Raw genomic sequence first — 13168 nt, 5'->3', positions numbered from 1 at the left:
GGGCACAATACAGGTCGCTACTCGTCAGTAGATACGTCAGCGCCGATCTTGAAAAGTATCTTCTTCCAGCCTCTCTCTGTGGATGCATCCGATATACAAACCCAGCGATACCCTCTTGATCGTATTGTGTACAACCAGCTATAACCTACTGACCTGTAATCTTCTCGTTTGGTCGAGGTGATACGTCCGCCCGTTTGTTGCTTCCAGTCCTGATTGAAGCCCTCTTTTGTTTCAAATCCGAGGAATTCTATGCCAATGAAAAGGCCTTCGAGCGGGAATTTGATATGAAAAGGGGTAAGGTCTATTTTTTGATGTGTAGCGAATCGGGGTATGTCAAAGACGATGTTCTCATTTAGCATATCGCGTCCTGGTCCTTGTCTGGGGTTATCTGCTCCATAGATACGAACCCGCGCTTTTGCCCGGTGAACCTGATTGCTGGCTTTACCTAAGTCGACCAAAAGCGAGTTTAAATAACCGGTTTTTTCTGTATTGTTGAGTATATAATTAGTAGCTATATAACCAATGCCCAACCCCCACGCATCGAAATCTGTATCGTCATCATAAAAACCGATCCGGTATGTTTTTCGCCGTTTTTTAGTTGACTTGACAGCGATAGTATCAAGGGTTACGGCCGCTTCGTTGAGTAAGATCTCGCCAACGCCCACCAGTTTACTAACTGGTATTCGTCTGATTTCGAAAGAAAGAAACGAAACCGTGATGGTATCGCTGGCATCAAGTTTCAGGGCAACGTGGCCATTTTCGTCAGAGTACGTACCTGTGTGCATTTGAGCACTGTATACCGTCGCGTAGGCCAGCGGTTGTTTGGTGTTGGCGTTTCTAACGGTAGCCTGAATCGGCACGGGCTGAGCGGTGGCCAGTGTACTGGCAAGGGAGCCGCTCAGCAGTAATGAAAACCGCAGTAGTCTCATGCTAAAAGGGCCAACCATACGCAGTGCTGATTGGCAGTTGATGATCGGTAGGTACGTTGCCGTAAACGACAGACGGGCTGGCTGTTACCGGAACGGCAACAACCAGCCCGCGTGAGCAAGTTAGTTACAAATAAGTAAGTATAGCAACGTACCTACACCGCCATCATGGCTTTGCGTTCGCCGACCGGCTGAAAACTCTATTCCACAGCTTCAACCTCGGCTCCTATTTTATAAAGAGTTCTTTCCCAAGCTTTATGTTTTGAGCCATCAGTAAGGTTAATCCAGCGGGGTTTGTCGTTTGTATCTGGAAAACGCCAACTCGATCCAACAGACTTGTAATCATCTCTTTTTGTAGATGTTATGTTTGCGCCTGTTTGTAGATTCCAAGCATTTTTTTGACCTTCCTTTGTGTCGAAACCTAAGAATTCGATACCAATGAATAAACCTTCGGAAGAAAATATGATATTATATGGCGTTAAATCAATCTTTTGAGTTCTAGCGAAGCGTGGAATAATAAAAATAATATTCTCATTTAAAATATCTCTACCTGGGCCTTTTGTGGGGTTGGCTGCTGCATATATACGCACCCTTGCTTTAGCTCGGTGTGCCTGCTTACTAGCTTTGCCTAAGTCGACTAACAATGTTTTTAAATGCCCAGACATTTGAGTGTTATTCGATATAAAATTAGCTGCCACGCTTCCGATGGCCACACCCCACCTGTCAAAATTCGTTGGGTCATCATAAAAGCCGATACGATATGTTTTATTTCGCTTCTTTGATGCCTTAACTTCCAATGGCTTAAGACCATAAGTTGCTTCCTTGAGTAATATATCATGAGCGGTTGATATAGCTTGAACAGCTATTTTCTGCGTTTCATAGGATAAAAATGATATCGTGATGGTATCGCTAGCATCTAATGTCCATTCTATTTTTCCAGATTCATCTGAGTAAATACCTGTGTGCATTTTTGCGCTGTACACCGTCGCGTAGGCCAGCGGTTGTTTGGTGGTGACATTTCTGATGGTGAGGTGAAGAGAAACCGGTTGGGCACTTGCTGCCCTCACCTGAAGGATGAGCAGCCACAATAGGAGCAGGGAAGCGCAGTGGTTCATGAATGGCCTTGGATCGATTTAGGCGCAAAGCTACTCTACGGTTTCAACCTCCGCCCCGATTTTGAACAAGATCTTGTTCCAGCCTTTGTGCTCTGGGTTGTCTGTAATATTCATCCAAACGGGCCTGGCCATCGTATCTCGAAAACGCCAGCTAGAACCAACCGATCTGTAGTCATCACGTTTTGTAGATGTCACATTAGCACCAGTTTGAAGTTTCCAATCAGTCACTAACCCTTTTTTTGTGTCAAACCCTAAAAACTCAAATCCAATAAACAAGCCTTCTAATGGAAAAATAATAGTATATGGCGACAAATCGACTTGAACATGGGTTGCGAATCGCGGAATGTCAAAAATTATATTTTGATTTAATAAGTCTCTTCCCGGGCTTTTTCTTATACCGTCTGATGCATAAATACGAACTCTTGCTAATGCGCGATGAGGCTGTTTTTTTGCTTTGCCTGAATCAATAAAAAGGGTTTTTAAATAGCCTATTTTGCCTGTGTTATTAGCGATATTATTGACTGCGATACAACCAATTCCTACGCCCCATGCGTCAAACTCTGTATCGTCATCATAGAATCCGATTCTGTATATGTTCTTGCGCTTTGAGGAGCTTTTGATTACTACTTCATCTAGTGAGAGGGGCGTTTCCTTCAACAATATCTCGTTGGCTTCTCGGAGCACACTAACTACAATCTTTTGAGTCTGATAGGATAGAAATGAGACAGTAACTGTATCACTAGCGTCTAATGTCCATTCAACTAATCCATTCTCGGTTGAGTAAATGCCCGTCTGCATTTTTGCACTGTATACCGTCGCGTAAGCTAATGGCCTTTGTGTCGCTGCGTCTTTAATATTTACATGTAGATGCACCGGTTGGGCAAAAAGATTTGCTATACCTAAAATGAAGTACACAATAACAGATGATAATATACGAAAAAGCATTGCTCTAATAAAAATTTTGCCGTACTCTAAAAGTATAAATAGAGTACGGCAAAAATGAAAAATAGATTATTGTGCACCTCCCACATGGTTTTTGTAGGCATCAATCAGATTACATTCATCGGCCACAGCGACGTTATTAGCATCGTAAACCTGATACGATGTTGAAACCGCAATTCCTAAAAAGTAGGTAGTTGTCTCTTTGACAATGTAGGCCCCTGAGCCACCACAGCTTCCGGCTGCTTCGCCGGTAACTTCACTGCCAAAAAGTTTTTGCGCTTGGGCAGAACGTACAATGCTCACGCAAAGCAGACATGTTAATAAGATGGCTTTCCAGTTAGAAAGCCAAGACGATACTGTAAATGGCTTACTCATGATACGTTTGATTAGTTGTTTCTTCACGGATGTGAATTGACGCTAATTAAATATACATGAGTAGTTTTTTTTTTGACTTGACTTATCCAACGGTCGAATTAAGTCATTTTTACTCAATAAATGAATACAATTAGATATGAAAATTGCCAATCGAAGATGCGCTGTAATCGTTATGTGTCTATGATGCGACGTACCTACACCGTCAAGAGCCATCGGCTCGGCCCATGTTGTAGCGGTGGGTTTCAACCCGCCGACAACGATCAGATAGGTTTCCAGGAGAGCCATCGGCCCGGTCCATGGTAGTTTACAGCCAACATGAGCCGTCCCGACGGGACTCGTTTTGGGATGGTTTGCCAGTTCAGCGGGTTGAAACCCGCCGCTACAACACAGGCCGAGCCGAGGGCTCTTTACGATACATAGGGTAACGTACCTATGCCGTCACCAGCTTCTCTTTGCGCTCGCCGATCTGCTGCCGCCACATAGCATAGTAGAGGCCTTTGTGTTCGAGCAGTTCGTTATGGCCGCCCTGCTCCACGACATGCCCTTTTTCGAGCACGAAGATGCGGTCGGCGTGGAGGATCGTGCTGAGGCGGTGGGCAATCAGGATGGTCATCCGTTGGCGCGACTCAGAGAGCGAACGCACCGTGTTGGTAATTTCTTCCTCCGTCAGTGAGTCGAGGGCTGAGGTGGCTTCGTCGAACACCAGCAGCGCGGGTTGGCGCAACAGGGCGCGGGCAATGCTCAGGCGTTGTTTCTCGCCGCCCGATACTTTCACACCGCCTTCGCCAATCACCGTGTCGAGGCCCTGAGGAGCGCGGGCCAGCAGCGAGTCGGCGGCAGCCTGGTGCAGCGCTTTCAGACAGTCGTCGTCGGTAGCGTTGGGGGCGACAAATTTCAGGTTTTCGCGGATGGTGCCGGCAAAGAGCTGCGTATCCTGCGTGACAAAGCCGATCTGCTCCCGTAATTCGTTCAGATTGATGTCGGAACCCGGAATGCCGTTGTACAAAATCTGGCCGCTCATGGGTTGATACAAACCCACCAGCAATTTCACCAGCGTGGTTTTGCCCGACCCCGACGGCCCCACAAAGGCGATGGTTTCGCCCACTTTCAGATCGAACGAAATTCCCGCCAGCGCAGGTACGTTCGCCGACAGGTGTTTGAATCGTACCTCATCAAAAGCAAGTTGCTCGATGCGGTTAATGGCCTGCGGATGTTCCGGTTTCTTGTCGCGGGGGGTATCGAGAATACGCTGGAAGTTGGCCAGCGATGCTTCTGTTTCGCGGTATACGTTGATGATGTTACCCAGTTCCTGCAACGGCCCGAAAATGGCAAATGAGTAGATGAACAGCGAGAAGAATTCGCCCACCGTGATCTTTTGTTGCACCACCAGAAACAGCATCAATAGCATGATGGCGTTGCGCAGCAGGTTCACGAATGTACCCTGCACAAACGACAGCGACCGGATGTAGCGTACCTTTTTCAGCTCCAGCTTCAGAATCTTCGTTGTCGTGCCGTTCAGCCGTTCGGTTTCCTGTTGGGCCAGTCCGAGGCTTTTTACCAGTTCAATGTTGCGCAGGCTTTCGGTGGTCGATCCGGCGAGGGCGGTGGTTTCAGCTACAATATTTTTCTGCACCACCTTGATCTTCTTGCTCAACAGCGAACTCACAAATCCGAGCAGCGGAATGGTCAGAAAGTAGGCCGGGGCAATGGGCCAGTAAACGGTCGCGGCGTACCACATCACAAACACGATGCCGACGATGGATGTAAACAGCACGTTCACAAACGACTGAATGAGTTTCTCTACATCTGTCCGTACTTTTTGCAGGATACCCAGCGTCTCGCCCGATCGCTGGTCTTCAAATACCTGATACGGCAGCTCAAGCGAGTGGCGCAGGCCATCGGTGTAGAGTTGGGCCCCCAGCCGCTGCGTGATTACGTTGACGTAATAATCCTGAAAATTCTTGGCGATCCGGCTAACCATAGCCACGCCCAGCGCCTGCAAAATGAGCCAGCCCGCTCCGTCGGTCAGGAAGCCCCAAAAGTCGGTGCCTTTCAGAATCGTGCCCGACTTAACTACGTACTGGTCAATGATCTTACGGAAAATGTAGGGGTCGAGCAGGGAAAAAATCTGGTTGATCGAGGCCAGCACAAGGGCCAGCGCCAGCAGACCCCAGTAGCGACTTAGGTAACTGTATAATAACTTCATAGTAGATTGATTGGCGTATTGAAGAGGTGGAACAGAGCTTAAAAAAGCCCGCCTGCCAGTGAAACCATCAAATGCCCAAAATAGTGGCATGATCTCATCATCATACTATTACCGATTGCCTACTTTTTTCTGAATGCCAACGCCACACCGTTTAGGCAGTAACGGAGGCCGGTAGGGGCGGGGCCATCGGCGAAAACGTGGCCGAGGTGGGCATCGCAAACAGCGCACCGAACCTCGGTGCGGTTGCCGTCGGGTTCGGTGTAAACGGCGTTCGGCACAATGGGCGCATAAAAACTGGGCCAGCCTGTATTCGACTCGAACTTGGTGGCTGACGAAAACAGCGGATTATGGCAACCCACGCAGGCGAACGTACCCAGGCGGTGCTCGTGCAGGAGCGGACTACTGCCGGGCCACTCGGTATCGCGTCCCCGCATCACGTTGTATTGAGCCCGCGTCAACTCCGATTGCCACGCATCGTCGGTTTTCTCAACCCGCCGGTTACCCGGTGAGGTAACCCCGGCCGGACGACGATGTGGCAGACGGGGTTTTGCAACGTACCGGCCGTACCCCCAAAGGCCCAGCCCCAGGCAAAGAGCAATCAGCAAGAACAGGCGATTTGAATTCACGGCGAGAAGAACTTGTCGGTATGCTGCCAGCAGGCAAGCAATTGTTGTCGATAAACGTAAAACAATAAATGACGATTCAGCAACTGCGTAGTCTAATAACAGATAGTTTAGCTACGTAGCTGCAGTTAATCGCCCAAAATCCTATATTTGAGTGACTTAAACAATTGGCTGACAGGCCGCAACGATGCAATTTATTCATGCCTTGAAGGCTGCTCCGGCGGGTGGCCATTACTCTCCTGCTGTTGTTCATAACGGCCTGGTTTACGTATCCGGTATTCTGCCTGTAACGCCAACCGGCGAAAACCTTACCGACGCACCACTAGCCCGACAGGTAGAAGCCGTTTTCTACAACCTGCGGGCCGTCTTACTGGCCGCTGGTAGTGCACCCGATCAGGTGCTCCAGGTACGTATCTACGTAACCGATGTAGGCGATTGGGGCGACATCAACCGCCTGTATGCTGCCTTCTTTGGCGACCACAAACCCGCCCGTGCCGTAGTGCCGGTACCCGCGTTGCATTACGGCCTGCGCCTCGAACTGGAAGCCACCGCCGCTATATTGTAACGCGGACTTCAATCGGCAAAAATGCGGACTGGGCGTCCCCGACTGAAGTCCGCGTTACATAACCAACTATGCAACTACCTGACATACGCGCGTTACTAACGGAGTCATCCCGTACATTCAGCGAATACGCGGCGCATTTATCCGAGGAGGAATTTGCCGATCGACCAAATAACCGATGGTCGGTGGGTGACACGGCACAACACCTGTTTTTGTCATCACGCCCTATAGTTCGGCTCCTGGCCGGGCCACGCGATGTGTTTGGTCAGTGGGGGTTTGCTGAAGGTTTGCCGCGGACATACGAAGCGGTTGATGAACTGTACCGGCAGGTATTGGGGAAGGGTGTAAAAGCACCCGTTAATCTATCGCCCCGCCCCGACGACGTACCTGAAGACAAGGCAACGATGCTTGCCCGGCTCAACGACACGTACCTGGCATTGGCAGAGCAGGTAGCAAACTGGTCAGAAAATGAGTTGGATCGCTATCAGATTCCGCACCCGGCCCTGGGCTTGATCTCGGTGCGCGACATGCTGTATTTCGTCACGATTCACACGCAACACCATATTGCGGTGCTACGGGCGTACTAATTCAGAATATTCGACAACTGCTTGATTGCGTCTTCCTGCGCTTCCAGCGATTTGCGGGTCTTTTTGCCGAATGCTTTTACTGCTTCGGTGGTGCCGTCGTCATCCAGGTCATCGGCTACGCTGGCCGATTTCTTCGACACTTTACCCAGCTCATCCAAAAACTTGAGATCAAACTCGGTACCGGCTTTAGTGTTCTTCAAATCAGCCAGCCGATCCTGCCCTTCCGACGAAAGAGACGCCGGTAATTGCAGGTTCAGCGACCGTGCCAGTTGCATCAGTTCGTTGTCGGCCTGGCGATTGCCGTCGAGTACGCGACGGGCGTAGGTCTTCACTTGCGGGTTGGTCGCGCGTTGCAAGGCTACCTCGCTCAGGCTGCGGGCGGTGATGTTCATCCCCGCCAGATCGACCATTTTTTCGGCCATTTTAACCGCATCGTCCTTGGCATCTTTGCTGATCGCCGCCGACTGACTCTCTATTTTCTGCTTGTTGGCTTCGTCTACCTTATCTGTGCTGTCTTTAGTGCAACTCGATAGGAGCGCCAGAATGCTGACAGCCATTAACAGCAGGCCTACTGTTCCGATGCCGATCAGGCCAGAACGGGTTGTTGACTTATTCATGGTTGTTCATAACGTTGTTGTACGTCAGAACACAACAAAAACCTACTTGTTTGGAAGACTATTTACCGGTTACCAGCAACAGGCTCAGCCAGGCTTCCCGAACGTTCTGTTGAGCCAGCAACTGATGCGCCCGGTGGTGCATCACGTCGGGCAAATACTGGCAACCCGTGCGGGCTTCGTCGCCCAACTCGCGCAGGGCCTGGGTTTCCCCATACGAACGTACCTCGTCGGGCGTGGGCAGGGCATCGACACTGGCCAATTTGCCCAGATCATTTCCTGTCAGAATCCGGCTGTCGCGCAGGGCGGCGGGCAGGGCATCGTAGCCAATCCCCGCTTTTGGGCGAGCCACCTCAAACAGCGCTTCACCGTTGGCCCGCACGTACCAATCGGCGCCCATCCGCCCAACCAGATCAATCTTGTGTGGATCGATCAGCCCCTTGTCTGTAAAAATGTCGTCGCGAAAATGACCCACCACTACCTCAACCAATACCAACGTACCTGCACCGGGGTCGCTGCCCGTGGGAATAATCTGGCGCACAACGCATTCAAAGGCAGCCGGCGCTTCGGCCACACGCGGCGGACGTACCTGCACTGACGCTACCTCTGTAAAGCCAGCTTTCTGAAATTCATTGACGTGGCGATCGAATTCTGCACTCGACAGCGACATCTGCTCCACCATGTCATGATTCACGATGTTGATGACGACTTCGCCCGTTTCTTCCAGATTGAGCAAGGTATGTTTCTTATGTCCGTTCCGGTTCAGGTTCGGCGAAAGCATCAGCATAGGCGGATTGGAGCCAATGACATTGAAGAAACTAAACGGACTCAGGTTTACATGTCCTTCCTCACTGATGGTACTGGCAAAAGCAATAGGCCGTGGCCCCACAGCGCCAATCAGGTAACGATAAAACTCAAGTTGAGGCAGGCTGTTAGCAGCAATAGTTTTCATGTTCTCGTAAACGCGGGCCGTAGCAGGAAAGTTACGGTTGGTGGGTTCGAGGTGCTGAAAGGGGAGGGCTACAACCGAAAAATGAGGTTTGCCTGCAAACTTATGCCCATACCGAGCTGCTTTTGAATTTGCCAGTCGATTCCCGATAGATGAGGCGCAAACAGGTCGTAAGCAGATGTAGTGGGGCGGTAAAAAAGGGAGCTACGCAGAACTGAGCGCAGCGAAAGGCGACTGCCGAGTGGAAGCTCCACGCCAATATGCGCTTCGGCAGCCACAGCGAGCCCTTTGAGTGTACCAATCGGTTCCTGGTAATTGCCGAAAGTGGGGCCTTTGAAGTAAAACGATCCCTGCCCCGACCAACCTGTTACCAGGCCACCATAGCCGAGTATTAATTGGCGACGCGTCAATTCAATCCCCGCCCGAATATGAATGCTGCTACCGGTCTGGTAGATGTTTCGCTGCGAGGTGCCCCCATAGGCAACGTACCCAGTATTGATGTATACGGATCGCTCCTGATTGCCGATACGGTTGGTGGGGAGGTAAAGCGTTACCGAAATAGGGTAGGCGTAGGTTGCCGGCGAATCTTTACTGAATGCCGAGCCAATGAACCAGAGCGACTGGTACACATCAAGACCAACTTCAGGCCGAAGCGAACGCTTCTGTTTCGCCAGAACATCCGAATACAGCGGAATGGTATCCTGAGCCTGACCGTGCAGGAATACCAGCATTGCTGCTATTGACAGAAGGCTGATTCTTAAAGCCATAGTAGACTAACTCTTATACCGGTGTTCGAACCTCCGCTGAAGAAAGTGCGCGTAGTAGTAGGCGTGAACTCTACGCGATCGAGCTTTCCCGCTGTCGTTTTCACAACCAACGAATCTGCGGCGGGAGCGCCGTTGTTGGTGAGCGGTGGTAAAATCGTGACAGTATACCCACATTCTGTATCCTCATACGCAAAAACACGACGATAATAAACGGTCACCGTATCACGTTGGCCCGACCGAACAAAAACATACTGCGTTTTGTCTGCATTTAAATTTAGCGGTAAGCCCAATTGCCAATAAGTGCGGTTGGGGGCCGATGTGGATTGTGGTAATGTCACTACTGGCGATCCAGGAGTTGTGTTGAGTCCGTATACCTCCGTAAGCTGGCTTGTTGACAGCATGTTTATGTGCAGATTCAGGAGAGGCTCATCCGACGGACCACAGTTTTTTTTGCAGCCTGCCAGCAATCCGGGCAGGCAGAGTAACAGCAGAAGAGAATGCTTTTTTATAGTCGTTGAGATCATTAGCAGAGCCTGATATCACATACGATTCCAAAGTAACAAAAAGAGTTGTAGTACGTACAAAAAGTTGATTGTCTGGTGATATAGGAGGTTTCGTATATTACCACCTTTGTACTGAAAACGCCTTGCCATGAAAACGTCATTAGTATCTGCTACCCTCATACTTGTAGGCGCGGCCGCTCTCACGGCCTTTTTGCCCAAACCCAAATGGACCAGCCTCTTCGATGGAAAATCTATCAGCGGCTGGCACAGCTACCACAAAACCGGTGTAGTTGGCTGGTCAGTGGAAGACGGAGCACTGACCTCCGACGGGTCTGGCGGCGATCTGGTATCAGATAAGGAATACGAGAATTTCGACCTTGAATTTGAGTTCAAGCTGCCCAAAGGCAGCAATAGCGGCGTAATCTATAAAGTAGAAGACCGGTCTGATATTGTGAGTACCTACATGTCGGGCCCCGAATATCAGGTGATCGATGACCGGGGGTATGAATGGTTCGACAAGGACGGAAAGCGGCTTCAACTGGCGAAAACCCAGCTAACTGGAGCGGCCTACGACATGTATGAACCTACCGACCTGAACCTGATTAAGCCGATTGGTGACTGGAACAAAGGCCGCATCGTGGTCAACAATAATCATATCGAGCATTTTCTGAACGGTAAAAAAGTGGTTGATTACGAGTATGGCAGTGATGACTGGAAAGAAAAGCTGGCCAAGAGTAAATTTGCTAAATGGCCTTACGCCACACCTCATGCTAAAGGCAATATTGCGTTTCAGTGCCATAGCCCCAAAGAAAAAGTGTGGTACCGGAACGTACGCATCAAAGAATTGTAGTTAAATCCAACGTTGGCAGTAGCTGCTTACTGGCCATGCGTAAAAAAGGGTCGTTCTTTCAACCACACTGATGAAAGAACGACCCTTTTTTACGTTGCGGGGACTATCTATACTCGGCCAGCAATTCTCTCAATGGCGTGTCGATATTCTCAATAAAACCCCTGTAGATAACCCGTTGCGATGGATCAAGGATGATTACCGTCGGAAATGCATTAACCTTAAAAAGGGAGATTAATGATTTGTCTTCGGCTAAGAGAACGGGAAACGTATACCCATCTTTCTGAATAATTCTGGCGGCTTGTCCCGGCGTATCACGCGAGAGCGGAACATTGACGGCGAAAAATTTAACTTTTGAATTGTGCTTGTACTGGGTGTGATACTGCTCCAATTGAGGGAATTTTTTGAAGCAAACGAAGCAACCCGTATTCCAGAAATCCAGAACGACATACCGGCCTCTCATCGACGCTGACGAGATCGTCTGGCCGTTGGCCGTTACCATTGAGAAGGGAGTAATCTGTTCGTTAACTGCTCCGGTATAGGTGCCGTAGTAACTTTTATTCGCCCAGAAATCATAGCCTATGAGCGTCATCCAAAGAGAAGCTACCAAAAACGAAGAGACAAAGGCTGCTTTCATGGTCTGGCTCGTACAGGTCAGAACAATACCAGCGCCTATGCCCATAAGGTGAGCCACTGAACTTGGCAGTGAATAAAGCGTTTCGTAGAAATGGAGTATGTGTAATGGGCTGAAAATCAAAATAATAGGAAGTATTATGGCCGCAATTGCCTTTAGCTTGCTTGGGGTATCGGGCGTGTTGCGCAAAAGATAATACGTGAAGCAGCAATACACCAGATTAGCAACGCTAAACTTGACAGGATGCCCACCCCAGTCATCCAAACCCAGCGGTGTAAGACACAGGAGGACGAGCAGGGATGAAGCTGCAATGAGCAGGTATTTTTTCATGAAAAGCCAGGTTAGTCACTCTTATTTAATATCTACTCGTAAGCTGACCGAATGCAGGAAGGGCTTTTTATCTAATTTTATGACTACACTTTTGTACAATACACCCGCTAATTTTCGCTCGAATTTACTGCTATATGTAGCATATATCGTGCCGTTTTTAGTTGGTTCCAGACCGGGGGGGCAAGTATTTATTGTAATGCATTCACAGCTTCCTTTTACTGCGACAATCTTCAGATATTCGTCTGTAGGATTGATTAACGGGATAGAAAAATTTACCGTGTCGCCAATCGTAACACTGCCTAAATCAATATAGTCGTTTACAACTATTTTCGTGTTTTTAGAGGTCGACTGGCAGCTTAAATAACCAATACACATCAGTAAATAGCCGGCGTAGCAACTCGTACTCAACAAATTCATGATGCGTATTGGTTTGATAACAGACTGATTTAAAGTGGATTTAGTAAGTCAGGTCGCAGGAGCCGTTGCAGGTGTAGGCCCAAAACGTACCACAGCCTGTAACCTTACACGAAGGAATGTAATTACAGTCGTATCTATCGCCACAATAGTTTGACGTTGTGGCACAACCACACTTTGTTGTTGATGGTGGTGCGGTCACGTTTATCGCGCTTCCGCCATTTTTTGGTGAAAGCGAACCAACGATGTTGTACAGTGTTCCCCGCTCGAAAATGGCTTTTCCTTTTATCGTCCACTGGTTTAAAAAGTCAATTCCTTTTCGGCCTTTTGCCGATCCCGCAACGTATAAATCGGGGGTTGCATTGGCGAGCAATAAATTGAGGTGATCTTTTTGCTCAACCGTCAACGGTAAATCCTGCATTTTTTCAATAATCCGTTTCTTGAAAAAATAGGTTTTCTCCTCATTGGTCAGCATCTGGGTAAAAGCAATTTTCTGTGCATGATAGTCAGAAATGCCTTCTACCTCCCTTACCAGCTCCTGGTTGATTCCATCGGTCGCCAACATAGACGGCGTCGTCTCCTGAACGTTACATCCCAATAAACCCACTAAAAAGAGGGCCACGGCGGGGACTGTCAACTTAATGCGTAAAAATCTCATAATCTTGGGCTGTTTACAATTAAACTAGGTTTACTTATTCTGTAACAAACGTATACGGTTTACGACATCTAAGTTACTTGGTTCCTAGTTTAGCTAAACAAAAGAATGAGAGTTAT

Annotated in this window: 16 protein-coding genes; 3 read left to right on the top strand and 13 right to left on the bottom strand. The window is 48.9% G+C overall.

The genetic code is table 11. The features are described 5' to 3' along the window. Positions 1-17: 17 nt before the first annotated feature. From ACFE8Q_RS20260 to msrB, 6 genes are all read right to left on the bottom strand, one after another. Positions 18-929, bottom strand: a complete 912-nt coding sequence (locus ACFE8Q_RS20260) for a carboxypeptidase-like regulatory domain-containing protein (RefSeq protein ID WP_375447258.1) — start codon at positions 927-929, stop codon at positions 18-20. A gap of 197 nt (positions 930-1126) precedes the next feature. Continuing rightward, positions 1127-2041, bottom strand: coding sequence for a carboxypeptidase-like regulatory domain-containing protein (locus tag ACFE8Q_RS20255; protein WP_375447257.1), 915 nt, complete (start codon positions 2039-2041; stop codon positions 1127-1129). Positions 2042-2071: 30 nt separating this feature from the next. Then, positions 2072-2956 carry a carboxypeptidase-like regulatory domain-containing protein gene (locus ACFE8Q_RS20250; protein WP_375447256.1) on the bottom strand — a complete coding sequence of 295 codons (885 nt, stop codon included), beginning with the start codon at positions 2954-2956 and terminating at the stop codon, positions 2072-2074. Positions 2957-3052: 96 nt separating this feature from the next. Further along, complete coding sequence (locus ACFE8Q_RS20245; protein ID WP_375447255.1) at positions 3053-3385, bottom strand: hypothetical protein; 333 nt, start codon at positions 3383-3385, stop codon at positions 3053-3055. Between the two features lie 403 nt (positions 3386-3788). Continuing rightward, a complete protein-coding gene (locus tag ACFE8Q_RS20240; protein ID WP_375447254.1) occupies positions 3789-5564 on the bottom strand; it encodes an ABC transporter ATP-binding protein in 1776 nt (591 codons plus the stop codon). Positions 5565-5683: 119 nt separating this feature from the next. Then, positions 5684-6190 (bottom strand): peptide-methionine (R)-S-oxide reductase MsrB, encoded by a 507-nt coding sequence (gene msrB / locus ACFE8Q_RS20235; protein WP_375447253.1) that lies wholly within the window; start codon positions 6188-6190, stop codon positions 5684-5686. A gap of 184 nt (positions 6191-6374) precedes the next feature. On the opposite strand from msrB, the gene ACFE8Q_RS20230 reads away from it, so the two are divergent. After that, the gene (locus ACFE8Q_RS20230; protein WP_375447252.1) at positions 6375-6752 is read left to right on the top strand and encodes a RidA family protein; all 378 of its coding nucleotides are present in this window, start codon (positions 6375-6377) and stop codon (positions 6750-6752) included. A 68-nt stretch (positions 6753-6820) separates the two neighbouring features. Beyond that, positions 6821-7336, top strand: coding sequence for a DinB family protein (locus ACFE8Q_RS20225; RefSeq protein ID WP_375447251.1), 516 nt, complete (start codon positions 6821-6823; stop codon positions 7334-7336). Here ACFE8Q_RS20225 and ACFE8Q_RS20220 read toward each other — a convergent pair. From ACFE8Q_RS20220 to ACFE8Q_RS20205, 4 genes are all read right to left on the bottom strand, one after another. Continuing rightward, complete coding sequence (locus ACFE8Q_RS20220; RefSeq protein WP_375447250.1) at positions 7333-7953, bottom strand: DUF4142 domain-containing protein; 621 nt, start codon at positions 7951-7953, stop codon at positions 7333-7335. The two genes, ACFE8Q_RS20225 and ACFE8Q_RS20220, sit on opposite strands and share 4 nt — an antisense overlap. 58 nt (positions 7954-8011) lie before the next feature. Then, positions 8012-8902: a flavin reductase family protein gene (locus ACFE8Q_RS20215; protein WP_375447249.1), complete on the bottom strand. Its 891-nt coding sequence runs from the start codon at positions 8900-8902 to the stop codon at positions 8012-8014. 68 nt (positions 8903-8970) lie between these two features. Beyond that, complete coding sequence (locus ACFE8Q_RS20210; RefSeq protein WP_375447248.1) at positions 8971-9666, bottom strand: hypothetical protein; 696 nt, start codon at positions 9664-9666, stop codon at positions 8971-8973. Next, positions 9657-10067 carry a DUF6452 family protein gene (locus ACFE8Q_RS20205; protein WP_375447522.1) on the bottom strand — a complete coding sequence of 137 codons (411 nt, stop codon included), beginning with the start codon at positions 10065-10067 and terminating at the stop codon, positions 9657-9659. Before ACFE8Q_RS20205 ends, ACFE8Q_RS20210 begins: the two co-directional genes overlap by 10 nt. Before the next feature lie 250 nt (positions 10068-10317). Here ACFE8Q_RS20205 and ACFE8Q_RS20200 point away from each other — a divergent pair, with 250 nt between their 5' ends. Then, positions 10318-11019: a DUF1080 domain-containing protein gene (locus ACFE8Q_RS20200; protein WP_375447247.1), complete on the top strand. Its 702-nt coding sequence runs from the start codon at positions 10318-10320 to the stop codon at positions 11017-11019. Between the two features lie 103 nt (positions 11020-11122). On the opposite strand, the gene ACFE8Q_RS20195 is transcribed toward ACFE8Q_RS20200, so the two are convergent. The 3 genes from ACFE8Q_RS20195 to ACFE8Q_RS20185 form a co-directional block, all read right to left on the bottom strand. Beyond that, positions 11123-11980, bottom strand: coding sequence for a peroxiredoxin family protein (locus ACFE8Q_RS20195; protein ID WP_375447246.1), 858 nt, complete (start codon positions 11978-11980; stop codon positions 11123-11125). A 21-nt stretch (positions 11981-12001) separates the two neighbouring features. Next, positions 12002-12355 carry a DUF1573 domain-containing protein gene (locus ACFE8Q_RS20190; protein ID WP_375447521.1) on the bottom strand — a complete coding sequence of 118 codons (354 nt, stop codon included), beginning with the start codon at positions 12353-12355 and terminating at the stop codon, positions 12002-12004. A gap of 82 nt (positions 12356-12437) precedes the next feature. After that, positions 12438-13052 carry a bacteriocin fulvocin C-related protein gene (locus ACFE8Q_RS20185; RefSeq protein WP_375447245.1) on the bottom strand — a complete coding sequence of 205 codons (615 nt, stop codon included), beginning with the start codon at positions 13050-13052 and terminating at the stop codon, positions 12438-12440. Between the last annotated feature and the right edge of the window lie 116 nt (positions 13053-13168).

It is taken from the genome of uncultured Fibrella sp. (assembly GCF_964250085.1).
In the GTDB taxonomy this organism is placed as follows: Bacteria; Bacteroidota; Bacteroidia; order Cytophagales; family Spirosomataceae; genus Fibrella.
The sequence above is the reverse complement of the archived record's forward strand: the minus strand, read 5'-3'. Positions and strand labels throughout refer to the sequence as shown.